Raw genomic sequence first — 21,801 nt, forward strand, 5'->3', positions numbered from 1 at the left:
ATGCCGCGCCCCCTTAGAACAGCCCTCACTGTTCCCTTCCCGCAGCATGGATCACGCAAATGCGATCACCATTTCAGGTCGGCAATGCAAGCGGAAAGATATGGGTAGAAGCAGGTGGTCAGGCTGGCTCGCCCAATTCTTCGAGCGCTGTGAAACGCTGCGACCAGAGCGCGCCGTAGATCGCCATCCACTGAACCACGGGTGCAAGCCCCTTCACTCGCGCGGCATAGAAGGTTTCACGCCCGGCGCGGCGCGCCGTGACGAGCCGCGCGCGCTTTAGCTTCCCCAGGTGACGCGACACCATGGGCTGGGATACGTCGGAGACCGCAGTCAGCGCGTGAACGCTCTGCTCTCCTTCACGCACGAGATGTTCGAGCAGGGCGCGGCGCGTGCCATCGGACAGCGCTTTGAAAAGTTCATCGCAGGCGGCCGATCGGTCGCCACTGGAAAGGGGGTCGCTCATTGCGAACCCATAACCAAATGATCATGAGATGATCAAGAGGCGACCCCTTTGGAAGCCATCTGTCGCCGTTAACCAAAAAAAGTTGGCCGGGTCCAGCGGCTGAGTCTTTTGAGACACACCACCTGATATTGAGTCTATGATGCCGGACGGGACTCAACATGTCGTGTCTACCGCTTTCGTTCTCCGGCTGTTAACCTTTTTGTCAGGCTCGACTCCTAAGCTGTTGATCTTGACGGCGGACTCCCGAGGACTCAACGCTGGGCCTCGAAATGAATGGGGGTCATTATATGGGTGTCATGGAACGCGTCGCGCCGCGGCGAAAAAAGGCGGTTGCGCCGGTCGAGATTGAGGCCGACCGCCTGCTGCGCGGCGACTGCATCGCGGAAATGGCGAAGCTCCCCGACGCCTGCATCGACATGATTTTCGCCGACCCGCCCTATAATCTGCAATTGGGCGGGGACCTCTTCCGTCCGGAAGGCGGGCGCGTCGATGCGGTCGATAATGATTGGGACAAGTTCGACACGCTGGGAAGCTATGACCGCTTCACCAAGGCATGGCTGGCGCAGGCCCGCCGCATTCTTAAGCCCAATGGCTCGATCTGGGTGATCGGCAGCTATCACAATATCTTCCGCGTAGGCACGGCCTTGCAGGATGAGGGTTTTTGGATCCTCAACGACATCATCTGGCGCAAGTCCAACCCGATGCCCAATTTCAAGGGCACCCGTTTCACCAACGCGCATGAGACGCTGATTTGGGCCAGCCAGGGCGAGGACGCGAAATATACGTTCAACTACAAGGCGATGAAGACGCTCAACGATGAGTTGCAGATGCGCTCGGACTGGGTGCTGCCGATCTGCGGCGGGCAGGAGCGTCTGAAGCGCAATGGCACCAAGGCACACCCGACGCAGAAGCCCGAGGCGCTTCTCTATCGCGTCCTCCTCGCCTGCACCAAGCCGGGGGACATAGTGCTGGATCCCTTTTTCGGAACCGGCACGACCGGCGCAGTGGCCAAGCGCCTGGGCCGCAAATGGATCGGCATCGAACGCGAGGACAGCTATATCGAGGTCGCGATGGAGCGTATCGAGGCTGCGCTGCCGCTCGACGAATCCGCGCTCACCATCATGCAGAGCGCCAAGGCCCAGCCCAAGGTGGCCTTCGGCACGCTGGTAGAGACCGGCTATCTGCAACCGGGCACGGTGCTGATGGATACACGGCGGCGTTGGCAGGCGGTGGTGCGCGCCGATGGCTCCTTGAGCGTCGGGGCTGACAGTGGTTCGATTCACAAGATGGGCGCGACGTTGCAGAATGCGCCGAGTTGCAACGGCTGGACCTTCTGGCATTATGAGGCCGAGGGCGGATTGAAGCCGATCGATGCGCTGCGGCAGACCTATTTGCTGGCGAACGAGCCTTGAAGCAGCCCCCCTGACGCGATTGGGGTAAGGCGAAGTCGGGACATGGCGGGCGTGCGGCGTCTCGACTTCGCGCGGAGTGAACGACTAGGGTAATTTATGGCCAGTCTTTCCCAACTCCCCGTCGATGCCAGGCTCTATCTAAAGCCTACATGGTTCGTGCCGTCGCCCATAGGTTTGGCCGACGGATCGGCCGCGCGGATGGGCAATGGCCTGATCTGGTTCCAGGGCTATGAGCTGACGGCGCTGAAGGGGCGAGAGCGGCTTGCGCGGACCATTCTGCCCGTCGCCGGATTTGCCCAGGCGCTCGCAGATCTACCTGACGCGCTTGCCGAGCGCGCGCAACTGCTTGCCGCCAACATCTCCAAGACGCGCCCTCCACTGGCTTTGGGTGACCGTACCATCCGCTTTGATGCGCCGCAGGTGATGGCGATCCTTAACGTCACGCCCGACAGCTTTTCCGATGGCGGCAAGCATATGGACGATCCAGATGCGGCGGCGGACGCGGGCTTTGCCATGGCGGCGGCGGGCGCTGCGCTGATTGATGTGGGCGGCGAATCGACCCGGCCCAAGGCGCCGAAATTATGGGAAGGTGATGAGATCGCCCGTGTCGTCCCGGTGATCGAACGGCTTGCGGCGGCTGGCGTCCCGATATCGATCGACACGCGCAAGGCCGCCGTCATGGAATCCGCTCTGGCCGCCGGAGCGAGGGTCATCAATGATGTGAGCGCGCTTGCCCACGATCCTCGCGCAATGGAGGTGGCCGCTTCGTCGGGACGCCCCGTAATCCTGATGCATGCCCCGTCTGCCGGTGACGATCCGCACGACAATCCCAACGGATATGGCGACGTGGTGGCGGATGTCTTCGACATGCTTGAAGCGCGGATCGACGCCTGTGTCGCGGCCGGTATCGCGCGTGACCGGATCATGATCGATCCGGGCTTGGGCTTCGGCAAGTCGCTCGCTGACAATCTGGCGCTGATCAACGGCTTGGCGGCCTTCCAGGGGCTCGGCGTTCCACTGCTCTTTGCAGGAAGCCGCAAGCGGCTGATCGGGGCGCTGTCCAATGAAGCGCCTGCAGCCGATCGGCTGGGCGGCTCGGTCGCGCTCACCTTCCGCGCTGCGGAATTGGGTGCGCAGATGGTGCGCGTGCATGATGTGAAGGAGAGCGTCCAGGCGCTTCACCTCTGGCGCGGGTTAACGGATGCGGGCCTGAGCGCGGTCTAGCTGGATTGCGCCGGATGCTCTATTCCGCGCCGCTCGCCGCGTTGCCTGCCTCAGGCTGAGCGCCTCCCTCGGCGGTTTCCGACTTCCGCGCGAAGATACGCAGGCTGTCGAGCACCTTTTCGGCGATTGCTTGATATTGCTCGCTTAGCATTTCCGGATAGACGAAGGTCGCCGTGACGATCCCGCCGTCAGGCTGGCGCAGCAGGCGGACGGCCACATTATTACCCTCGCCATCATTCGCCGTGCCACGATATTCATTGTCCCCGACGAAGTCGCCATCGACGCCCTCGGAACCGCTGCTCATGGCTGCTACGACCTGTTGAAGCGTCTGCTTTTCCTGGTTGCGCTGCCAGAAGATGCGCACGTCAGCACCCGCGCCCGGATCCTGATAGACAACGCCATTCATATTGCTGGCGGCCGTGTCCTTTTCCCAGCCTTCGGGGAAAGTGATCGAAAAGCCGCGCTCGACATTGACATAGTTTCGGCTTTCGTTGCTCTCCGCCTTGTCGGCGGCAACGGCCTTGGCCGCAGCGGCATTTGCGGCGGCAGCCAATTCCTCCTGACTGGGCAGGTCCTCGACCGGTTCGGCACGCCCGCAGGCGACCAGAAGAAGGATGGGAAGGCAGGCTGCGAGGCTTGAGCTTTTCATGCCCTTTCCAAAGCATAGGCCAGCCGACATTTCAACGTCGCAACGATAGGCTCGCGACAGGATGAGTGGGGAGCGGCCTGGCCACGGGTCAAGCGGCGCTGTCGATACCCAGTTCGGCAAGCTTGCGATAGAGCGTCGAACGCCCGATGCCGAGCCTGCGCGCTACCTCTGTCATGCGGCCGCGATAATGCCCGATGGCTAGGCGAATGACGTCCGCCTCGATCTCCGCCAGCTGCCGGACATGGCCGTCGCCTTCGAACAGGGTAATCCCCGCCGCTTCCCTATGCGTCTGCGGCACGGCGCGCAGCCGGGGGTGAAGCGGCTCGCCCTCTGCGCGCGAACGGATATGCGCGGCGATCTGCGGGAAATCCTGCGGCGTCAGTGCATCGCCCTCGCACAGCACAGCCGCGCGGAAGAGGGCGTTTTGCAGCTGGCGCACATTCCCCGGCCAGTCATGCTGCATTAGCAGCGCGAGCGCATCATCGGTAAGGCCAAGGCTCCGCAGGCCCGGTTGTATCGCGATTCGCGCCAGCAGATGACGGCAAAGCGCAGGCACGTCGCCGATCCGTTCGCGCAGCGGCGGCACGGTCAATTGGACGACGTTGAGGCGATAATATAGGTCTTCGCGAAACCGCCCCGCCTCGATCTCATCGACCAGGCGCTTATTGGTAGCGGCGATGACCCGAACATCGACATGGATCGGCCGCCGGGCGCCGATCGGTTGCACCTCGCCATCCTGCAAGACACGCAGGAGCTTGACCTGCGCGTCTAGCGGCATTTCGCTGACTTCATCCAGGAAGATGGTGCCCATGTCGGCGGATATGAATTTGCCGACCTGCCGCTCGAACGCGCCGGTAAAAGCGCCTCGCTCATGGCCGAACAGGTCCGATTCGACGAGATTTGCGGGTATCGCGCCGCAATTCACCGTCACCATTGCTTGTTTATGACGGGGCGAGGCGGCGTGGATGGCTTGGGCGATCACGTCCTTGCCAACGCCGCTTTCCCCTTCGATCAGCACGGGAACGCGGGCGCGCGCCGCCTTGGCCGCAATGGCGAGCGCCGCGCGGAACTGAGGTGCTGCGCCGACGACGTCTTCAAAGGAAAGGGCGGCTGAGATCTTTTCCGTCAGCGGGCGCAACTCACCCTTGCCATGGTCTTGGGAGACGGTGGCGTTGAGCGCCGCCAGCAGCCTTTCGGGCGCGACCGGTTTTGCCAGATAATCCGTGGCGCCTGCCCGCATCGCTTCGACAGCGACTGCAACGCTGTTATGAGCTGTCAGGATCATGATAGGCAAGGCGGGGCGGCGGCTGCGCAATTCGCGGATCAGTCCAGCGGCATCATAGCCGGGACTCCATTGATCGAGCAGCACCGCGTCGAGCCGCATGCCGTCCTGCGTGCCGAGCGTTGCGATTGCCATATCGCCGTCATTGGCGAAGATCGTACGCCACCCGGCGCGGGCTGCAAGCGCGGATACGAGCCTACGCTGGGCGGGCTCCTCATCGATCAGCATCAGCATGGGAACGCCGTCGCGCGCCATCTTATCCCTCTTCTTGAACTATGGCGGCAGCCTAGCCCATGGGGGTAAAGGCGCCCTTAACCGGAAAGTTTTTCTTCCTCTGTTTCGAGGTTGAGGGGGGAGGGGCTTGTCGATAAGAGGGGCCCGCTCAAACACAGGCTGACAAGGGAATGGACATGGCGTCAGAAGGAAATATGGAGAGCGCGACCCAGACCTATTCAGGGTTCGTGTCCCTCGTGAAGTGGGGCACCATCGCTAGCGCGCTGCTGGCGGCGGTCGTCGTTGTCCTGATCTCGAGCTAAGATCAGCGCCGCGAGGGGGATGTCGATGAAGATTGCAATCATCAAGGAGCTTGCCGAGGGCGAGCGCCGCGTTGCCGGTACGCCGGAAACGGTCAAGAAGTTCAAGGCGCTGGGCGCCGATGTCGCTGTGGAAGCTGGCGCAGGCCTTTCTGCCGCCATCGCCGACGCCGACTATGCCGCGATGGGCGCGACGATCGCCGATCGTTCGGCCACGGTCGCGGGGGCGGACATCATATTGGGTGTGCAGGGTCCTGACGTGGCCAGCATCAGCGGCGCAAAGCCCGGTGCATGGGTCGTCGCGGGCCTCAACCCCTTTGTCGAGCGCGCGCGCGTCGATGCCTATGCAGCTGCGGGCTACGAAGCGTTGGCGATGGAGTTCATGCCGCGCATCACGCGTGCGCAGTCGATGGACATTCTTTCCTCGCAATCGAACCTCGCCGGTTACAAGGCGGTGCTGGACGCCGCCTATGAATATGGCCGGGCCTTCCCGATGATGATGACGGCTGCGGGGACTGTTTCGCCAGCCAAGGCATTCATCATGGGCGTCGGCGTAGCGGGGCTTCAGGCAATCGCGACGGCCAAGCGACTGGGTGCGCAGGTCTCGGCAACCGACGTGCGTTCCGCGACCAAGGAGCAGATCGAGAGTCTGGGCGCGAAGGCGGTGTTCGTCGAAAATGTCGCGGGTATCGAAGGCGAAGGCACCGGCGGCTACGCCACCGAAATGTCGGCAGAATATCAGAAGGCGCAGGCCGATCTAGTGTCCAGCCACATCGCCAAGCAGGATATCGTCATCACCACGGCGCTGATCCCCGGCAAGCCCGCGCCCCGCCTCATCACCGACACGCAGATCGCGTCGATGAAGCCGGGTAGCGTGATCGTCGATCTGGCGGTCGAGCAGGGCGGCAATGTCGAAGGTGCGGTGCTGGGCCAAGTGGTCGAGCGCCATGGGGTGAAGATCGTGGGTCACAAGAATGTGCCCTCGCGTCTCGCCGCGGACGCATCGGCCCTGTTCGCGCGCAACCTCTATAATTTCCTCTCGGCCTTCTGGAACAAGGAACAGAATGCGCCGGTGCTGGATGAGGAAATCGGCAACGCCATCCGCGTGACGCAGGGCGGCAAGGTCGTCAGCGAACGACTGCAATAATGTGCTTGATCCTCCCTATCGCGAAGCGATGGGGAGGGGCGAGACTAAGGGCGATGGGGGTCGGGGGCGGCAACTGCCTCCTTCCCATCCGCCTGATCCAACTCCTGCGATGCGGAGAAGGACCTCAAGGGGCCGGAATGAACGCGCTTCTCCTCTTCTCCTTTCTCTCTGCCTGCTGCGTGGGCGCCATCGCTGCCTGGCGCGCGTCGTGCGATCGCGTGCAAAGTCTATTAGGCCCGCTTCTCTTACTCTCTTCCGCCGGTATCGCCGGCGCTCTGCTTGTAGCGGCTGAAACAGGGAGCGCCGCTGCGCGCTATTTTGGCCTTGTCGCAGTCCTTCTGGCGAGCGCCGGATTTTGTGGAAGCCTGATCGCCACGCGCCGCCTGGAAAAGGCATCCCGCAACACGCCTCGCCCGTGAGCAACGGTATCGACGCAATCACGTTGGCTTGGGCGATTGCAGTGTTGCTGCTCGTTCTGTCGCTATGGCCGCCCGGCGGCGCATCTGAACGGCTGAGCCGTCATGCGGCAACAGCAGCGATCCTGCTGCTGATGGCCGCCGCATTTGGCGCGATGGACGTCATCAACATGCCTGAGATCATGGGCGCGCTGATCATTGGAGCGGCGGTGGGACTGCTGCTGGCGCGGAAATGGCCGGGCACCCATATGATCATGCTAATGGCCGCTCTTGCCGGGCTGTCCGGCACCGCGGCGATTTGCGCGGCCGCCGCTGCCTGGATCAACCCTTATGCTTTCGGGCTGATCGATGAGGGCGCTAACCGCATTTCGAGCCGCGACATGCTGACGCTGGGCCTGACTTTGTTGACGGGTGGCAGCGCCTGCGCCCTGGCCAGCACCGTGGCGATCAGGCGCAGCATGGCCGGTGCGGCTTCGCTCGCGCTGACGATCGCCATGGCGGGCTGGTCGGCCGCAGCCCTGGCTTTCCTGCTGCAGAATGTCGCCATGATTGTCGCGGGTGGGCTCGCTGGGGCGGCGGGTACAGGGGTCGCGCTGCGCATATGCGGTGGAGCGCGCGGGAAGGGGCTTGCCGATGGGGAGCGCCGTCCGTAACGCTTGCGCGGAAGTTGCAGGGGGATTCCTGCCGGAGCAATTGGGGTAAGGCGCTACATGCAAAAGCTCGGTCTGATCGGCGGTCTCAGCTGGACATCGACGGCGCGTTACTATCAGATCATCAATCAGGCGGTTTACCGCGCCAAGGGCGGTCAGCATAGCGCGCCGCTGCTGATCGAGAGTCTGGACTTCGCCGATATCGGCCGATCCACCACGGATGAGGAGTGGGCCCATGCGGCGCAGGTGCTGACCGCGTCAGCCCGGCGGCTCGAACAGGCCGGGGCCCAGGCGCTGCTGATCTGCGCCAACAGCATGCACCGCGTCTATGATGAGGTTCAGTCAGGCGTGGACACGCCGATCATCAACATCGCCGATGCAGTCGGCCGCAAGATGAAGGCGGACGGCGTACACAAGGCGGCGCTGATTGGCACCCGCAATGTCATGACGGAGAAATTCTATCGCCAGCGGCTGGTCGGTCATGGCATTTCGCTGCTGCCCCCCGACCTGGAACTGGCCGAGCGGATTGACCGGATCGTCTATGAGGAACTGACGATCGGCAAGGTCAGCCGCGATTCCGAACGCTATATGCGCTCGGAACTGACCGACATCGCCAAGGAAAATGTTCAGGCCGCGATCCTCGCCTGCACGGAGCTTGAGATGATCGTCGATGTGAAGGCCAATGTGCTGCCGATCTACGACGGTACGGCGATCCATGCGCGCGCAGGTGTGGATGTGATCCTCGGGGACTAGTAGTCCGGCAGCCACGTTCCCGGCACGAATGGGAATAAAAGAAAGGGCGCCTTTCAGCGCCCCTTCTCCCCCTCTAAATTCGTTAGAACGCCGTGCTTATCGAGCAGGCCGCGGGACCCAGGATCACGACGAACAGCGTCGGCAAGATGAACAGGATCAGCGGCACCGTCATGATCGCGGGCAGGCGCGCGGCCTTTTCTTCGGCGCGCATCATGCGCTCGTGGCGGAATTCCGCCGACAGCACGCGCAGCGCCGAAGCGAGTGGCGTGCCATATTTCTCCGTCTGGATCATGGTCGTGACCACGCCCTTGATCGCGTCCAGCTTCACGCGGCTCGCAAGATTCTCGAAGGCCATGCGCCGTTCGGTCAGGAAGCTGAGTTCGATCGCGGTTAGCTGAAACTCGTCGCCCAGTTCGGGATAAGCCTTGCCCAATTCCTTGGCGACACGAGCGAAGGCGGCATCGACCGTCAACCCGGCCTCTGCGCAGATCACCAGCAGGTCGAGCGCGTCAGGCAAGCCTTTGCGGATCGCGGCGGAACGCTTCTGGACCTTATTGTCGATGAAGATGTCCGGTGCCTTGTAGGATAGCAGCAGCGCGCCCGCGAACGCCATGAAACGTTTGGCGCCGCCCCATTCCGGGAACATGCCGACGCCATAGAGCAGCAAGGCCGCCAGGCCGCCAATCACGATCGGCAGCACCATGCGGCCGAAAATCACGGCGACCGCCCAATCCTTCGACCGGATACCGGCTTGCGCCAGCTTGATCTGCGCCTCTTTAAGCTGATCGTCCTGCAGTACCTTGAAGCTCGTCAGGAACGACCGCATCCGGTCCGTCGCCTGATTCTTCTGGACCAGCTTCGCGCGGCGGCGGCCCGTCGAAGCGGTAATACCGGCCTTCAACTGCTCGCGGCGCTCGTTCAGGGCCTTGACGCGCTTGGTCATCGGATCGCGCACGGTCATGACCGAATAGAGGATGAAGAGCATCGCCAGGGTCGCGACGGCGGCCAGCAATGTGCCGAAGTCGGTGGCGGAAAGGCCGAAGAGCGTGCCGGCGACGGGAGCGGTTTCCATGTCTGTCTCTTCCCCGTCAGATCTCGAAGTTGATCATCTGCGCCATGATGAAGACGCCGATGCCCATCCAGCACATGCCGCCGACGCCGATGACCTGCATCGTCGATAAGCCGAAGACGCCCGCCGGATCAGGCGTGAAGAAGGGCGCCATATATTGGAAGTTGATGTAGCAGATCATGCCGAACACCAGGAACGGCAGCGCCCCGATGATATAGGCCGACGCCTTGGATTCGGACGACATGGCCCGGATCTTGAGCTTCATCTGCGCGCGCTGACGCAGCACCGTGGCCAGGTTCGACAGCGTTTCCGCCAGGTTGCCGCCTGTTTCGCGCTGGATCGCCAGGCTGATGACGAAAAACTGGAACTCCGGCGTACCCAGGCGGTCTGCGGTTTCCTGCAAAGCCTGATCCATGGTCTTGCCGATCTTTATCCGTTCGGTGATCAGCTTGAATTCCTCGCCCACGGGGCCCGGCACTTCGCTTGCGACCACGCCCAGCGTTTCGGTGATAGGCAGACCCGATCGCAGGCCGCGCGTCAGCAACTCCAGCGCGTCGGGGAATTTGGTGGTGAAGTTCTGCACGCGCTTTTTGATGAGACGCCCGACCCACAAATGGGGTAGCGCAAGGCCCGCCGCCAAACTGACCATGATCGCCAGCAGCGGCGCGAAGCCGCGCAGGAACAGCAGCGCGCAGAGCAACAAGAAGATGACGGCGCACGCCGTCATATACTGGCTGACCGTCCACTTCTTGCCGGTCATCCGTATGCGTTTGGCCAGGTTTTCCGGATTGGGCACCAGCGATACGAGCATCTTCATCTCGCTGCCGGTCTGCCGGTTCGAGATGGCCTTGCGCATCCGCGCTTCCATCAGGGCGTCCGTCGAACCGCTATGGCGCTCGCGGATCAGTGCTACCCGCCGCTTGCTCGCCTTGTCGGCGGACGGTCCGCCAAAGGCCATGACGAGCAACCCAAGGAAGCTCGACATCAATATCATCAGCAGGAGGACATTGCCCATGTGATCGCCCGTTCCGTGGAGGGATCACGCCACCCAGGAAGGCGGCGCGATCTTCAAATCAAGCCCTGGTCTTGTCCTTGCGAGCCGGGATCAGGCTTTTGAGATCGCCGATCTTGCCGAGCAGGGAGTCGCCCTTCTTTTTCGAAGCCTTGCCTTCACCAGCCGCTTCACGCTCATCCGCTGCGCCGACCACTGCGTCGAGCAGGGTTGCGCAGGCTGCGCCGACCTTGCTGCCCTTGGCCGTCTCCGCCAGCGTCTTGCCGAGCTTGGCGGATTGAGCGGCTATCCGCAGGTCAAAGGGGATCACGATATCGACCTTGCGTTCGATCGACGTTTCGAAATCCTTGCGGCTGATTTCCGGCACGCCCGCATGTACGCGGTTGGCGACCACCAGCACGCGGGACTGGGGCGCGTTGGTCTTCAGCCAGGACAGGATCCGGATCGAATCGCGGGCGGCGGCCAGCGTCAGTTCGGTCACGACCACCGCGACATTGACGTCGCTCATCAGGTGGGGGTGCTGAATAAGCATGTGGCGCGGCAGATCGATGATGCTGCATTCGAATGCGGCGCGGAACTCTTCCAGCAATTGGTAGAAAGCGCCGCCGTCCGTCAGCATTGGCTGGCTGATCGGCGCTTCCGCCGACAGAATGGCCAGCGTGTCGCTCGCGCGGACCATGGCCCGTTCGATGAAGAGGCCGTCGATGCGGCTTGGGTTATCGATGGCGTCAGTCAGGCCGCGGCCCGGCTCCAGGTCCATCGCCAGCGCATTGGTGCCGAAGTGAACGTCGAGGTCCAACAAAGCGGTCGGGCGCTTCTGCTTTTCAGACAGCAGCCAGCCGAGCGATGTCGCGATGCTGGATGCGCCCACGCCACCGCGCGTCCCGATGACCGCGGCGGTCATGTGCGGACGTTCGGGCGCGGCATCGCGAGGCGCGAAAAACACGGCCTGCGCCTGGGCCAGCGCGTCACGCAACTGGTCCGCGCCGAAGGGCTTGAGCAGATAATCCTGAATGCCGCTGGCGAGCAGGTCGCGGTACAGGCGTACGTCATTGACCTGTCCGGCCGCGATCACGACCGTTCCCGGTTCACACACTTCCGCCAGGCTGTTGATGTCGTTCAGCGGATCGCCGCTTTCGGACATGTCGATGAACAGGATCTGCGGAGATGCGCTGATCGAAAGGCTCTGTACGGCATTGCGCATGCCGCCCTTGTTCACCTTTTCCGGCGCCCAGCCCATTTCAGCCGCGATCTGACTCAACAGATCATGACTATGATCGTCGCACACAAAGGCGTGGAAGGGGTCGCGCTGTCCAGACATGGCAGGTTTCCAGGGTGCGTTCATGATCAGCGTCCTAAGTTCTTGAGATCGCCCGAACCGGTCGGCGTCTTGTCGCGATAGGTCGAAATCGCCCGATTGGATGTTGCGGTGCGCAGGTCGCTTTCGCTGCTCTGGCCACGGACAAAATCCTCCGGGTTGGCGACCATGGCGGCCAGATTGCCGTTGACGCCACAGCCGAAATTGGACGTCGCCCCCAATCGGATATCGGTCTCGCTCTTGCTCGACCAATCGGGGCAGCCGGGAACGCGCGCGGTAGCGCGGCGCACGACCAGACGGACGCTGCCCGCGGGCGCCGCGCCTGCAGCGGCCGAACTGTCTTCGCTCACCAGCATGCCGTGATGGGCCACAACATCGGCGATGCCGTCGCGCAGCGTCGGGCTGTAATAGGCGTCGGTCACGATCGCGACCTGATCGCCATAACCCAGGCCGATGGATGCGAACCAGTCGTCCAGACGGCGCGCTTCGGAAGCGGAAAGGCTGCCGTCCGGCCCGGCCTGCACATCATAGGTGTAGGCGTCGTGGCTGACGACCGGCTGATGGACCGATTCGACGCCGCGATTGACGCTGGTCTTGCAGGCGGCGAGAGGCAGAGCCAGCAGGGCGAGCGCGCCGAGGCGGACGATATTCTTTGCGGACATGGAAGTCATGACGGTCGTCCTTCCGATCAGAAGCTGAAGCCGGGAGCGGCGGCTGATTTGGCCGAACGCTTGCCCTCATCGCGAGATGCCACCGCCGGAAGCGGCGCGGACGCCTGCGGACCAGGGGCGGGAACTGGGCCAGTGGGTTCGCGGCGCGGCATCGGCGCCCGCGCGCCGCTCACCCCGTCATTACCCTGCTGGAACAGTAGGCCCTGGCCGACAGTGGCGTTGCGGAAGCCATCGGTTGGCAGGCGAGCTTCCGACGCATTCATCGGCTTCACCAGATAGGGGGTGACCAGAATAACCAGTTCGGTTTCATGCCGCTGGAAACGGCGCGACTTGAACAGGCTGCCAAGGATCGGGATTTCGCCGAAGCCTGGTGTTTTACTGATCGAATTGGCGGTGTCGTTGTTGAGCAGGCCGGCGATCATGAACGCCTGGCCCGATCCGAGTTCAACCGTGGTTTCGGCCGTCCGGCTCTTGAGCGCGGGGACGGTCGTGTTGACCGAAAAGTCCAGGCTCGACACCGTGGGACGCACGCGAAGCGAGATGCGCCCGTCGGCCAGCACGGTCGGCGTGAAGGCCAGCTGCACGCCATATTGCTTGAACTCGATGCTGTTGCCCTGCGTGCCGTTGCTGACGGTGTAGGGATATTCGCCACCCGCCAGGAAGCTTGCCGTCTCGCCAGACAGCGCGGTCAGGTTCGGCTGTGCAAGGGCAGTCGCAAGGCCGCTGGATTCAGCGAGATCCAGCGCACCGGCAACGTCCATGCCCAGCAGGTTCGCGACGAAGCCAAGCGAAGTGCTGCCATCGGACGGTTGGTTGAAGGTGTACGTGGTGCCAGTGGCGCTTGTGGAGCGCGATACGAAGTTGCGATCAGCGCGGCCGATGCTGTCGATTACTCGGCCAGGGCCGTTCGCGAGCGCAGAGATATTGACCCCGATCTGGTGACCAAGGTCGCGGCTCACTTCGGCGATCTTCACCTGCAGGTTGACCTGAAGCGGCGTCGCGGTGCGCAGGCGGCTCACCACCGTCACCTCCTTGCCGACGAAAGCTTGGGTCAGGCGCTCGGCCTCGGCGGCGTCCTCGGGGGCGGCGACCGTGCCGGTCAGCAGGACCATGCCGTTCATCTTGTTTACCGCAATGTCGGCACCCGGCATCGCCAGCTTCAACATGTCATCGATGCTGGTCAGGTTGTTGCCGACCCGGACCGTGCCGGAAAACAGCACCTTGCCATTGGTTGCGGTGACGAACACGGTGGTTTCGCCCGCCGCCTTGGCGATCAGGTAAAGCTGGTTCTGCGCGCGGACATGGACATCGACCACATTGGGGTCGCCGATCACCACGTCGGACATCTTGGCGTTGAGGTTGATGACCTTGCTGCCGCCCACGGACATCAGGATCGCATTGTCCTGCGTGGAAGCGGGCGCGGCATTGAGGGCCGTCGTGGGCGTCGCAGCCATGGCGACCGCCAGGCCCAGCGCGATCGCGGGGCCGACGAGCGGCTTCACCGCCGCCTTGCCCGCGTGAAGGTTGAAACGCTTCATCTTACTTCCCCCCGACCGGAACAACGGTCACATTGGTGCCGCGCGCCACGCGGATCACTGGTCCGCTGGCCACGCCCGTTCCAGCCGGAGCGCCCCCTGCGGGCACGGCGGCGGCAGCGGCAGTCTGCAGCGGCTTGGCGGGAACGGAGCTGCGCTGGTAGCGAGACACGTCGGCGCCGGTGGAATAGGTGCCGCCCTTATCGACCGGGCGAGCGGCGAGCTTGGCGATGATCTTCTTTTCCGCATTCGGATTGGTCGCATCCGCCATATCGACGTCGGAACCCGCAATAGCGGCGTCGAGGTCGGACGCATTGTCCGCGATCGAGCGCAGCGTCAGCGAGAGCGAGCCGATGGTCTGCGCCACGGCGATCTTCTCTGCGATCTTGGGCGTCACTTCGATGGTGACGTTGGAATAGGTTTGCACGACCGGCTTGCCGTCCGCACCGAGCGCGTCCATGCGCTGGTCGGTGGCGAGCACGCGCAGGTTGCGCAGGATGGTTTCGGAAACCTTGAGCGGTTCACCCTCGCCACCGCCCGAAACGCTCTGCGTCAGCATCAGATCGACGCGGTCACCGGGGAAGACGAAGCCCGCAACCGAATTCTGCGCCGACACCGGCACGGTGACAGCGCGCATGCCCGGCCCGAGTGCAGCGGCGAGGAAGCCCCGCTCACCCGGTTTGATGACCGAACCGACCGTCATCGGCTGACCGGCGGAAATGGCGGTGCGCACGACGCTGCCCACCAGCTTGGTGGGATCGGCCTGGCCTTGGAGATAATAGGCTTGCTCGACCAGATCCTTGGGCCAGGGCTGGAAGCGGAAGCTTTCCGCGTCCAGGATGGTGCCCACCGGCAGCGCCTTGGTCGCGACCAGCACATGGGGCTGATCCGCTTCCACCGGCATGGATGAGGCACTGGCTTGCGGCGCGCCCGACGAACTCAGCATGTTGCGCGCGAGAAGGGCTGTTGTGACCGCTATGATGAGCGCCCCCGCCAGCAGCACGATTTTCTTGCCGTCCATGATGAAATTCGTCTCCCTCAATCAGGCGAGTTGCGCCCGAGCCCCGAATTTTACGCAAAATGGTTAAGATATCGTTCGCCAATCAACCAAAGGGCGGCGACGGATATTGCGATACCGTAAGGAATTTGGGGCTGTCCCAGCGTTCTGGTCATGCGGTGATGGGCCACGGTGATGATCGTCACCACGCCACCGATCAGCGCCATGACCATCAGCATCGACAGCATGGCGGCCCATGGGAACCACAGCGCCAATGCCCCCAATAGCTTGACGTCTCCGCCTCCCATGCAGCCCATGGCGAAGAGCGTCGCGAACAGGGCGAACACCACCAGCGCGACGCCGACCTGCAGCGCCATGCCCGGCCAGACCGGCAGCCCGCTTGCTATCCACCAGAGCGGGGCCAGTGCGGCAATGCCCAGGTTCAGCCGGTTCGAAATGATGCGCGATCGCAGATCCGTCACCGATGCGATGATCAGCAGCAGGCCAAGGGCGCATAACAGCGCCAGTTTGAAATATTCCCCCGTCATGAATCTAAACCCTAGACCCGATGGCTTACCAAACCGTAACCATGCGCCCATGGATTCGCCCGCCTCCTTTGCCCCGGCCTTCGACCGTCGCGCCTGGCCGATGAACGGTCGGCTCGATTATTGGACGGCGCCTGACGGCTGGCGTCTGCGCCGCTACCGTTTGGGCGAGGGGCAGCGGGGCCAATTGCTGATGCTCGGCGGGCGCGGCGACATGATCGAAAAATATCTGGAAGTGATCGATCATTGGGCAGGGCGCGGGTGGGCCGTCACCGCCCTGGATTGGCGCGGGCAGGGGGGATCGGGAAGGCTGACCGGCGATCCGCTTTGCGGTCATATCGACGACTTCGGCCAATGGATCGGGGACCTGAAGGCGTTCGTTTGCGAGTGGCGCGGGCAAGCGCCGGGGCCTTGCGCCATCGTCGCTCACAGCATGGGCGGCCATCTGCTGCTGCGGGCGCTGGCCGAAGGCATGCTGCCGCCGGACGCCGCGGTCGCCATTGCGCCGATGATGGACGTTCGCACCTCGCCCTTGCCCCGCTGGCTCGCGGCGGCGATCACGCGATCTATGTGCGCACTGGGCCTGCAGAGCCGCCAGGCGTGGACGCAGAAGGAAGAGTCGGAGCGGCAGAGGATCATGCGGCAAAAGCGGCTGACGCATGATCCGGAACGCTACGCCGACGAGCTGTGGTGGCGCGACCATAGCCGCGACGTGGCGCTCGGGCCGCCAAGCTGGCGCTGGGTTGCGCAGGCGCTGCAATCGACGCGGGCGTTGGAGCAGGGCGGCAGGCTGGCCCAGATCTCCGTGCCGCTGCTCATCCTGGCGACGGAGATTGACCGGCTGGTTTCCACGCCCGCCATCCGAAGGATCGCTGCCCAAATCCCGGGCGCGCGCCTGCATGTTTACGGCCAGGAGGCTGCGCACGAGATATTGCGGGAGTTGGACCCCGTCCGGCTCGACGCCCTGCGGCGGATCGATGATTTCCTGGATGAAGTAGCGCCCGCATGAACCGCTTTGACATCGTCATCGTCGGCGGCGGTATCGCCGGCGCGAGCCTCGGCGCGGAACTCGCGGGCAAGGCGTCCGTGCTGATCCTGGAGCGAGAGGATAGCGCAGGCTATCACGCAACCGGCCGCTCCGTCGCCTTTTGGGAAGAAACCTATGGCGGCCGCATGGTGCAGCCATTGACCACGGCGTCGGGGCCATTGCTGCGCTCGCCCGCTCCGGACTTCTCTCCGCGCTCCTTTCTCTCGCCTCGCCGTACCTTGCACATCGGCCGTGCTGGGGATGAGGCTGCACGCGACCGGCTGATGGAAGAGTTTTCCGATCATGTTGAACTGCGCCCTGTCGATCCCGCCGCCTTGCTCCCTGGTCTGCGCCCGCAATGGATATTGGGGCTGCTCGAACCCGCCGTGTGCGATATCGACGTCGCGGCGTTGCACCAGGCTTATCTGCGGCGGTTTCGCGCAAGGGGCGGAGAGTTGCGGGTGGGCCTGTCCCTCGAAAGCGCCGGCAGAGGCCCTGCGGGATGGCGGATACAGACCAGCGAAGGCGCGATCGACTGCGGCATCCTCGTCAACGCGGCGGGCGCGTGGGCCGACGATGTCGCGCAGCGCAGCGGCGTGGCGCCCATCGGCATCACCCCCATGCGGCGAACCGTTGTCCAACTGCGCGTTCCCGCCATGCCCTCTGCCGATCTGCCCTTGGTCATGGACCTTTCCGCCCGCTTTTATTTCAAGGCTGCGGGAGAGGGGCGCCTGTGGCTGACTCCCCATGATGAGGAACCCTCGCCCCCCTGTGACGCCGCGCCCGAAGAATTGGCGGTGGCGGAGGCGATTGCCCGTTTCCAGGAAGCCGTCGATTGGCCGGTTGAAGCTGTAGAGCGCAAATGGGCGGGCCTGCGCAGCTTCGCGCCTGATCGCGCGCCCGTCTTGGGCTTCGACGCCCACACCCCAGCCTTCTTCTGGTTCGCGGGACAGGGCGGTTTCGGCATCCAAACCGCTCCAGCGGCTGCCTTGCTTGGCGCCAGTCTGCTGACCGGGGAAGCAGCGGACGATGCTGTGGCGGGGATCGAAGCCACGGCATATTCGCCGAGGCGCTTTGGGTAGCGAACGATGGCGCAGTCCTCCCGCAGTTGGGTGACAGAGTGTCGTCATCCCAGCGAAAGCTGGGATCTCGCCGCCGAGGCGCACTTCGCGGGACGATGAGGAAAGAGGCACAGTTTGACAAATGCGCCGCTCCCGACCCCGGAACGAACCACCCTCCTTCACGTTAAGTCATCGGCCGCCCGCGCGCAGATGTGCAACAATAAAGAAGCGGCCAATCCTTGATTAGGAGGATGCCGTCATGAGAAAGTCGGTATTATCAGCTTCAGCTCTGATCTTATCCGGACTGTTTATGGCAAGCAGCAGCGTCAGCTTTGCTCAGAACAGCGAGGAAATCACTGTCGTCGGTAAAGCGCCGGACAGTGTGCGTTCGCTCTCCCAGGCCGTCAGTTATGCCGATCTCGACCTCAGCACCAAGGCGGGAAGGGACGAGCTGCGTCATCGTTTGTCTCTCACCGCCCGCTTCCTGTGCGAAAAGCTCGGGGAAGCGGACAGCGGCTCGCCGGTCGTACCCTCATGCCGCGATGCTGCGCTGAAGGATGCGACGACGCGAGCAGGGACTATCGAGGAAGGCTTTGCGCCACGTGGCACGACCTGGGTCGCTGGCAATCCTTGGCAGCCGCCCTATCCGGCTGATTGGTCCAAACGCTATCCTTGAGCCATCGCGTGAAGGGGGGCGCAGCCAAGCGCTCCCCTACGCCCGGAAGCTTTCGGCGGCCGCGCAGGCGAGTTGGTCGGCGCGTTCATTCTCCGGATGACCTGCGTGACCCTTTACCCATTGCCAGTTGATCTGGTGCCGTGCTGCCGCGGCGAGCAGCGCTTGCCATATCTCGCCATTTTTCACTGGCTTTTTGTCGGCGGTCTTCCACCCGTTTTTCTGCCAGCCGAAAACCCATTTGGTGATCCCGTCCATGACATATTTGCTGTCGGTGTAGAGCGTCACCCGGCAAGGGCGTTTGAGGGCGTTCAATGCTTCGACCGCCGCCATCATTTCCATCCGGTTGTTGGTGGTCATCGCCTCGCCGCCGGAGATTTCCCTCTCCTTGTCGCCAAAGCGTAGCACCGCGCCCCAGCCGCCCGGCCCGGGATTGCCCTTGCATGCGCCGTCCGTGAAGATTTCGACTTGGGGCAGGTCGGTCATCCCCGCCTCCGTTCGTTTCGAGCGAAGTCGAGAAACGGATGCGCTTGAACCGAACGGAATAGGAAATGGGTTTTCACGCCGCCAGCAACTCCGCACCGGCATCCGCGTAGAAATCGAGCCGCCGCAGATAGGCGAGTGGATCCTTACGCGTCACCAGCGCATCGGGCGGCGTATTGATCCAGTCATAGGCACGCGTCAGCAGGAAACGCAGCGCCGCGCCCCGGCAGAGCGTCGGAAAGGCCGCCCGCTCCGCATCGGAAAGCCCGTGCGCCGCCTGATAGCCCGCCAACAGAGCGTCCGAACGCTCGGCGAAGAACTGCGCCCCGTCATTGCTGAAGCACCAGGCGCTATGCGTCACGGCGAGGTCATAGGCGCGAATGTCGGTGCAACTGAAATAAAAGTCGATAAGGCCCGTCACCTCATCGCCGAGCATCAGTACATTGTCGGGAAACAGATCTGCGTGGATCACCGAATGCGGTAGATCGGCCGGCCAATCGGCGTCCAGGAAGGCCAGTTCCTCCGCGACCCGTTGCCCAAGCCCCGGTGTGATCTCGTCGAAATGCTCCCCGCACTTCGCTGCCAGATCATGCCATCCGGCAATGTCCAGCGCATTGCGCCGTTCGCTTGCAAAGCCTTCCGCCGCGCGGTGCATCTGCCCCAGCGCCGTGCCAGCTGCCCGAGCCTGGGCCGCCGTCGGTTCGGTCAGGGATATGCCGGTCAGGAACTCGATCAGGCAGGCGGGCCGTCCACCCAATTGCTGAAGCCGCTTGCCCTCCCGATCGGCGATGAAGCGCGGCACCAGACAGCCGCGCGCGCCCAAATGATCGAGCAGGTCCATGAAGAACGGCAGGTCCGCCTCATCCACCCGCTTTTCGTAAAGCGTCAGGATGTAACGGTGGCCGCTGCCGTCTGCGCCGGTGGTTTCCAGCAGATAATTGCTGTTCTCCACCCCTTCGGCGATGCCCTTGGCCGAAACCAGCCGTCCGGCGTCATAGCGGCTGAGAAAGGCGTCGATCTCCTCGGCGGGAACATGGGTATAGACCGCCATCGTCTTACGCCGCCTCCAGCCCGCGGGGCAGTTTGAAGGAGATGCTTTCGCGCGCCGTTTCCACCTGCTCCTCCGTTACGTCGAACCGCTCCGCAAGCCGGTCCACGACTTCGCGCACCAGCACTTCAGGAGCGGACGCTCCAGCCGTCAGGCCCAATGTCCGGACATTCTCCAGCCAGGCGAAGTCGATGTCATCGGCGCGCTGGATCAGGCGGGCGGGCGTGCCTTCGCGTTCGGCGACCTCGACCAGGCGCAGCGAGTTGGAACTGTTGGGCGCCCCGATTACATAGAGCGCGTCGCAACGAGCCGCGATGGCCTTGACCGCGCTCTGCCGGTTCGACGTCGCGTAGCAGATATCCTCGCCCTTGGGCGCATGGATCGTCGGGAAACGGCGCTGCAATGTCTCCACTATGGCGGCCGTATCATCGACCGACAGCGTCGTCTGCGTCAGGAAAGCAAGATTGTCAGGGTTGGCGGGCGTGAACGCTTCGGCATCCTCGACCGTCTCGATCAAAGTCATATGGCCGGCATCGACCTGGCCGAAGGTGCCGATGACCTCGGGGTGCCCCTTGTGCCCGACGAACAGGATATGGCGGCCTGCCTCGACCTGCCGTTCGGCCTGCCGGTGGACCTTGCTGACCAGCGGGCAAGTGGCGTCCAGATAGTCGAGCCCGCGTTCTTCCGCCTTGGTGGGCACGGCCTTGGGCACGCCATGGGCGGAAAAGACGACCGGCACGCCATCGGGCACCTGGTCCAGTTCCTCGACGAAGATCGCGCCCTTCGCCTTCAAAGTATCGACCACATATTTATTGTGGACGATCTCGTGCCGGACATAGACAGGGGCGCCATATTTTTCGATCGCCTTCTCGACGATGATGATGGCGCGGTCGACACCTGCACAAAAGCCGCGCGGCGCGGCGATCAGCAGCTTCAAGGGAGAACGGGCGGTCATGGCTGCCGCTTAGGCCAATGTCGCGCCGGAAGGAAGGGGTGAGGGACGGGCGGGCGTTCCTTTCGGTTGCGTGAGCGGCGGGGTGCGGATAAGAAGCCCCAGCCTGTTCCCAAGGGATTGCCTCGTGACCTTTTCTCGACTTGCGCTGACTGGAATGCTCGCCCTTGCCCTCGCAGGCTGTTCGCGCCGGGGGGAAATCGATCCCACGGGCGGCATCGTCGCCGTCCGCTCGGCCTGCCCGGTCGCCGCGATCCCTGCTTATACGGGTGACATCACGCTCTTCAATCCAACGGGCAGCACCGATGCGCGCGCGATCGACGTGGTCGCGGACATCAGCAATCTGCGCTCCACCTGCTCGGAAGGCGCGCAATTCTACAGCGAGGCGACGTTCGCCGTGAACGCCCGCCGCACCGACGCCACCGCCGCCCGGCAGGTGACGCTGCCCTTCTTCTCCGCCGTCGTCCGTGGCGGCAACGCCGTGGTGGCCAAGCGCGTCGGACAGGTCGTGCTCGACTTTCCCGCGGGCCAGTATCGCGCCACCGCCACTGCCAAGGCTGGCTCCTATGTCGATAAGGCCGCCGCCACGCTGCCCGCCGACATCCAGGCCAAGATCACGCAGAAGCGCAAGGCGGGCGATGCCGACGCGGCGATCGATCCCTTCGCCCAGCCCGATGTCCGGGCTGCGCTGCAACGAACCAGCTTCGAGCTGCTCGTGGGTTTCAATCTGACCCAGGATCAACTCCGATATAACGCGACACGCTAAGAGCCCAGCCTACCTAATCCAATGCCGTTCGTGCTGAGTAGGGGCTGAGCGAAGTCGAAGCCCCGTATCGAAGCATGGGTGCGTAGCAGTCCTTCGATACGCCATTCGACAAGCT

Annotated in this window: 23 protein-coding genes; 10 read left to right on the plus strand and 13 right to left on the minus strand. The window is 63.5% G+C overall.

The window, feature by feature from the left end:
* Positions 1–118 precede the first annotated feature (118 nt).
* Positions 119–463, minus strand: coding sequence for an ArsR/SmtB family transcription factor (locus EP837_RS10615; protein ID WP_066527250.1), 345 nt, complete (start codon positions 461–463; stop codon positions 119–121).
* 287 nt (positions 464–750) lie between these two features.
* On the opposite strand from EP837_RS10615, the gene EP837_RS10620 reads away from it, so the two are divergent.
* On the plus strand, positions 751–1,875 hold the full coding sequence (locus EP837_RS10620; protein WP_066527253.1) for a site-specific DNA-methyltransferase: 1,125 nt from the start codon (positions 751–753) through the stop codon (positions 1,873–1,875).
* 96 nt (positions 1,876–1,971) lie between these two features.
* Positions 1,972–3,099 (plus strand): dihydropteroate synthase, encoded by a 1,128-nt coding sequence (gene folP, locus EP837_RS10625; RefSeq protein WP_066527257.1) that lies wholly within the window; start codon positions 1,972–1,974, stop codon positions 3,097–3,099.
* Between the two features lie 19 nt (positions 3,100–3,118).
* On the opposite strand, the gene EP837_RS10630 is transcribed toward folP, so the two are convergent.
* Together EP837_RS10630 and EP837_RS10635 are read right to left on the minus strand one after the other, a co-directional pair.
* Positions 3,119–3,748 (minus strand): hypothetical protein, encoded by a 630-nt coding sequence (locus EP837_RS10630; protein ID WP_066529207.1) that lies wholly within the window; start codon positions 3,746–3,748, stop codon positions 3,119–3,121.
* 88 nt (positions 3,749–3,836) lie between these two features.
* Positions 3,837–5,285, minus strand: coding sequence for a sigma-54-dependent transcriptional regulator (locus EP837_RS10635; RefSeq protein WP_066527259.1), 1,449 nt, complete (start codon positions 5,283–5,285; stop codon positions 3,837–3,839).
* A 155-nt stretch (positions 5,286–5,440) separates the two neighbouring features.
* Here EP837_RS10635 and EP837_RS10640 point away from each other — a divergent pair, with 155 nt between their 5' ends.
* From EP837_RS10640 to EP837_RS10660, 4 genes are all read left to right on the plus strand, one after another.
* Positions 5,441–5,566, plus strand: a complete 126-nt coding sequence (locus tag EP837_RS10640; protein ID WP_066527261.1) for an aa3-type cytochrome c oxidase subunit IV — start codon at positions 5,441–5,443, stop codon at positions 5,564–5,566.
* Positions 5,567–5,591: 25 nt separating this feature from the next.
* Positions 5,592–6,710 (plus strand): NAD(P) transhydrogenase subunit alpha, encoded by a 1,119-nt coding sequence (locus EP837_RS10645; RefSeq protein ID WP_066529209.1) that lies wholly within the window; start codon positions 5,592–5,594, stop codon positions 6,708–6,710.
* A gap of 415 nt (positions 6,711–7,125) precedes the next feature.
* Positions 7,126–7,779, plus strand: coding sequence for a hypothetical protein (locus EP837_RS10655; RefSeq protein ID WP_066527265.1), 654 nt, complete (start codon positions 7,126–7,128; stop codon positions 7,777–7,779).
* Between the two features lie 57 nt (positions 7,780–7,836).
* Positions 7,837–8,529: an aspartate/glutamate racemase family protein gene (locus tag EP837_RS10660; protein ID WP_066527271.1), complete on the plus strand. Its 693-nt coding sequence runs from the start codon at positions 7,837–7,839 to the stop codon at positions 8,527–8,529.
* Between the two features lie 82 nt (positions 8,530–8,611).
* Here the strand turns inward: EP837_RS10660 and EP837_RS10665 are convergent, their stop codons facing one another.
* The 7 genes from EP837_RS10665 to EP837_RS10695 are packed head-to-tail and all read right to left on the minus strand — an operon-like array spanning position 8,612 to position 15,679.
* Entirely contained in the window at positions 8,612–9,601 is a 990-nt protein-coding gene (locus tag EP837_RS10665; protein ID WP_066527273.1) for a type II secretion system F family protein, read from the minus strand.
* Between the two features lie 16 nt (positions 9,602–9,617).
* Entirely contained in the window at positions 9,618–10,613 is a 996-nt protein-coding gene (locus EP837_RS10670; protein WP_066527274.1) for a type II secretion system F family protein, read from the minus strand.
* Between the two features lie 58 nt (positions 10,614–10,671).
* Positions 10,672–11,955 carry a pilus assembly protein CpaE gene (locus tag EP837_RS10675; protein WP_066527275.1) on the minus strand — a complete coding sequence of 428 codons (1,284 nt, stop codon included), beginning with the start codon at positions 11,953–11,955 and terminating at the stop codon, positions 10,672–10,674.
* A 2-nt stretch (positions 11,956–11,957) separates the two neighbouring features.
* Complete coding sequence (locus EP837_RS10680) at positions 11,958–12,599, minus strand: CpaD family pilus assembly lipoprotein (RefSeq protein ID WP_066527276.1); 642 nt, start codon at positions 12,597–12,599, stop codon at positions 11,958–11,960.
* A gap of 17 nt (positions 12,600–12,616) precedes the next feature.
* Entirely contained in the window at positions 12,617–14,137 is a 1,521-nt protein-coding gene (locus EP837_RS10685; protein ID WP_066527278.1) for a type II and III secretion system protein family protein, read from the minus strand.
* Position 14,138: 1 nt separating this feature from the next.
* Positions 14,139–15,155, minus strand: coding sequence for a Flp pilus assembly protein CpaB (gene cpaB, locus EP837_RS10690; protein WP_066527279.1), 1,017 nt, complete (start codon positions 15,153–15,155; stop codon positions 14,139–14,141).
* Between the two features lie 50 nt (positions 15,156–15,205).
* The gene (locus EP837_RS10695) at positions 15,206–15,679 is read right to left on the minus strand and encodes an A24 family peptidase (RefSeq protein WP_066527280.1); all 474 of its coding nucleotides are present in this window, start codon (positions 15,677–15,679) and stop codon (positions 15,206–15,208) included.
* A 49-nt stretch (positions 15,680–15,728) separates the two neighbouring features.
* Between EP837_RS10695 and EP837_RS10700 the strand changes: the two genes are divergently transcribed.
* The 3 genes from EP837_RS10700 (at position 15,729) to EP837_RS10710 (ending at position 18,440) form a co-directional block, all read left to right on the plus strand.
* On the plus strand, positions 15,729–16,685 hold the full coding sequence (locus EP837_RS10700) for an alpha/beta fold hydrolase (RefSeq protein WP_066527283.1): 957 nt from the start codon (positions 15,729–15,731) through the stop codon (positions 16,683–16,685).
* Positions 16,682–17,785: an NAD(P)/FAD-dependent oxidoreductase gene (locus EP837_RS10705; protein ID WP_066527285.1), complete on the plus strand. Its 1,104-nt coding sequence runs from the start codon at positions 16,682–16,684 to the stop codon at positions 17,783–17,785. Before EP837_RS10700 ends, EP837_RS10705 begins: the two co-directional genes overlap by 4 nt.
* A gap of 289 nt (positions 17,786–18,074) precedes the next feature.
* Complete coding sequence (locus EP837_RS10710; protein ID WP_066527290.1) at positions 18,075–18,440, plus strand: UrcA family protein; 366 nt, start codon at positions 18,075–18,077, stop codon at positions 18,438–18,440.
* Between the two features lie 36 nt (positions 18,441–18,476).
* On the opposite strand, the gene rnhA is transcribed toward EP837_RS10710, so the two are convergent.
* The 3 genes from rnhA to ispH form a co-directional block, all read right to left on the minus strand.
* Positions 18,477–18,923 carry a ribonuclease HI gene (gene rnhA / locus EP837_RS10715; RefSeq protein WP_066527292.1) on the minus strand — a complete coding sequence of 149 codons (447 nt, stop codon included), beginning with the start codon at positions 18,921–18,923 and terminating at the stop codon, positions 18,477–18,479.
* 73 nt (positions 18,924–18,996) lie between these two features.
* On the minus strand, positions 18,997–19,971 hold the full coding sequence (gene thrB / locus EP837_RS10720; RefSeq protein ID WP_066527294.1) for a homoserine kinase: 975 nt from the start codon (positions 19,969–19,971) through the stop codon (positions 18,997–18,999).
* 4 nt (positions 19,972–19,975) lie between these two features.
* The gene (gene ispH, locus EP837_RS10725) at positions 19,976–20,923 is read right to left on the minus strand and encodes a 4-hydroxy-3-methylbut-2-enyl diphosphate reductase (protein ID WP_066527300.1); all 948 of its coding nucleotides are present in this window, start codon (positions 20,921–20,923) and stop codon (positions 19,976–19,978) included.
* A gap of 154 nt (positions 20,924–21,077) precedes the next feature.
* On the opposite strand from ispH, the gene EP837_RS10730 reads away from it, so the two are divergent.
* Positions 21,078–21,686: a hypothetical protein gene (locus EP837_RS10730; RefSeq protein WP_066527303.1), complete on the plus strand. Its 609-nt coding sequence runs from the start codon at positions 21,078–21,080 to the stop codon at positions 21,684–21,686.
* Positions 21,687–21,801 lie beyond the last annotated feature (115 nt).

Source organism: Sphingobium sp. EP60837 (assembly GCF_001658005.1).
In the GTDB taxonomy this organism is placed as follows: Bacteria; Pseudomonadota; Alphaproteobacteria; order Sphingomonadales; family Sphingomonadaceae; genus Sphingobium; species Sphingobium tyrosinilyticum.

Coding starts and splice junctions, on each gene's coding strand:
- EP837_RS10615 (WP_066527250.1), bottom strand. CDS start 463: ATGAGCGACCCCCTTTCCAGTGGCGACCGATCGGCCGCCTGCGATGAA.
- EP837_RS10620 (WP_066527253.1), top strand. CDS start 751: ATGGGTGTCATGGAACGCGTCGCGCCGCGGCGAAAAAAGGCGGTTGCG.
- folP (WP_066527257.1), top strand. CDS start 1,972: ATGGCCAGTCTTTCCCAACTCCCCGTCGATGCCAGGCTCTATCTAAAG.
- EP837_RS10630 (WP_066529207.1), bottom strand. CDS start 3,748: ATGAAAAGCTCAAGCCTCGCAGCCTGCCTTCCCATCCTTCTTCTGGTC.
- EP837_RS10635 (WP_066527259.1), bottom strand. CDS start 5,285: ATGGCGCGCGACGGCGTTCCCATGCTGATGCTGATCGATGAGGAGCCC.
- EP837_RS10640 (WP_066527261.1), top strand. CDS start 5,441: ATGGCGTCAGAAGGAAATATGGAGAGCGCGACCCAGACCTATTCAGGG.
- EP837_RS10645 (WP_066529209.1), top strand. CDS start 5,592: ATGAAGATTGCAATCATCAAGGAGCTTGCCGAGGGCGAGCGCCGCGTT.
- EP837_RS10660 (WP_066527271.1), top strand. CDS start 7,837: ATGCAAAAGCTCGGTCTGATCGGCGGTCTCAGCTGGACATCGACGGCG.
- EP837_RS10665 (WP_066527273.1), bottom strand. CDS start 9,601: ATGGAAACCGCTCCCGTCGCCGGCACGCTCTTCGGCCTTTCCGCCACC.
- EP837_RS10670 (WP_066527274.1), bottom strand. CDS start 10,613: ATGGGCAATGTCCTCCTGCTGATGATATTGATGTCGAGCTTCCTTGGG.
- EP837_RS10675 (WP_066527275.1), bottom strand. CDS start 11,955: ATGAACGCACCCTGGAAACCTGCCATGTCTGGACAGCGCGACCCCTTC.
- EP837_RS10680 (WP_066527276.1), bottom strand. CDS start 12,599: ATGACTTCCATGTCCGCAAAGAATATCGTCCGCCTCGGCGCGCTCGCC.
- EP837_RS10685 (WP_066527278.1), bottom strand. CDS start 14,137: ATGAAGCGTTTCAACCTTCACGCGGGCAAGGCGGCGGTGAAGCCGCTC.
- cpaB (WP_066527279.1), bottom strand. CDS start 15,155: ATGGACGGCAAGAAAATCGTGCTGCTGGCGGGGGCGCTCATCATAGCG.
- EP837_RS10695 (WP_066527280.1), bottom strand. CDS start 15,679: ATGACGGGGGAATATTTCAAACTGGCGCTGTTATGCGCCCTTGGCCTG.
- EP837_RS10700 (WP_066527283.1), top strand. CDS start 15,729: ATGGATTCGCCCGCCTCCTTTGCCCCGGCCTTCGACCGTCGCGCCTGG.
- EP837_RS10705 (WP_066527285.1), top strand. CDS start 16,682: ATGAACCGCTTTGACATCGTCATCGTCGGCGGCGGTATCGCCGGCGCG.
- EP837_RS10710 (WP_066527290.1), top strand. CDS start 18,075: ATGGCAAGCAGCAGCGTCAGCTTTGCTCAGAACAGCGAGGAAATCACT.
- rnhA (WP_066527292.1), bottom strand. CDS start 18,923: ATGACCGACCTGCCCCAAGTCGAAATCTTCACGGACGGCGCATGCAAG.
- thrB (WP_066527294.1), bottom strand. CDS start 19,971: ATGGCGGTCTATACCCATGTTCCCGCCGAGGAGATCGACGCCTTTCTC.
- ispH (WP_066527300.1), bottom strand. CDS start 20,923: ATGACCGCCCGTTCTCCCTTGAAGCTGCTGATCGCCGCGCCGCGCGGC.
- EP837_RS10730 (WP_066527303.1), top strand. CDS start 21,078: ATGCTCGCCCTTGCCCTCGCAGGCTGTTCGCGCCGGGGGGAAATCGAT.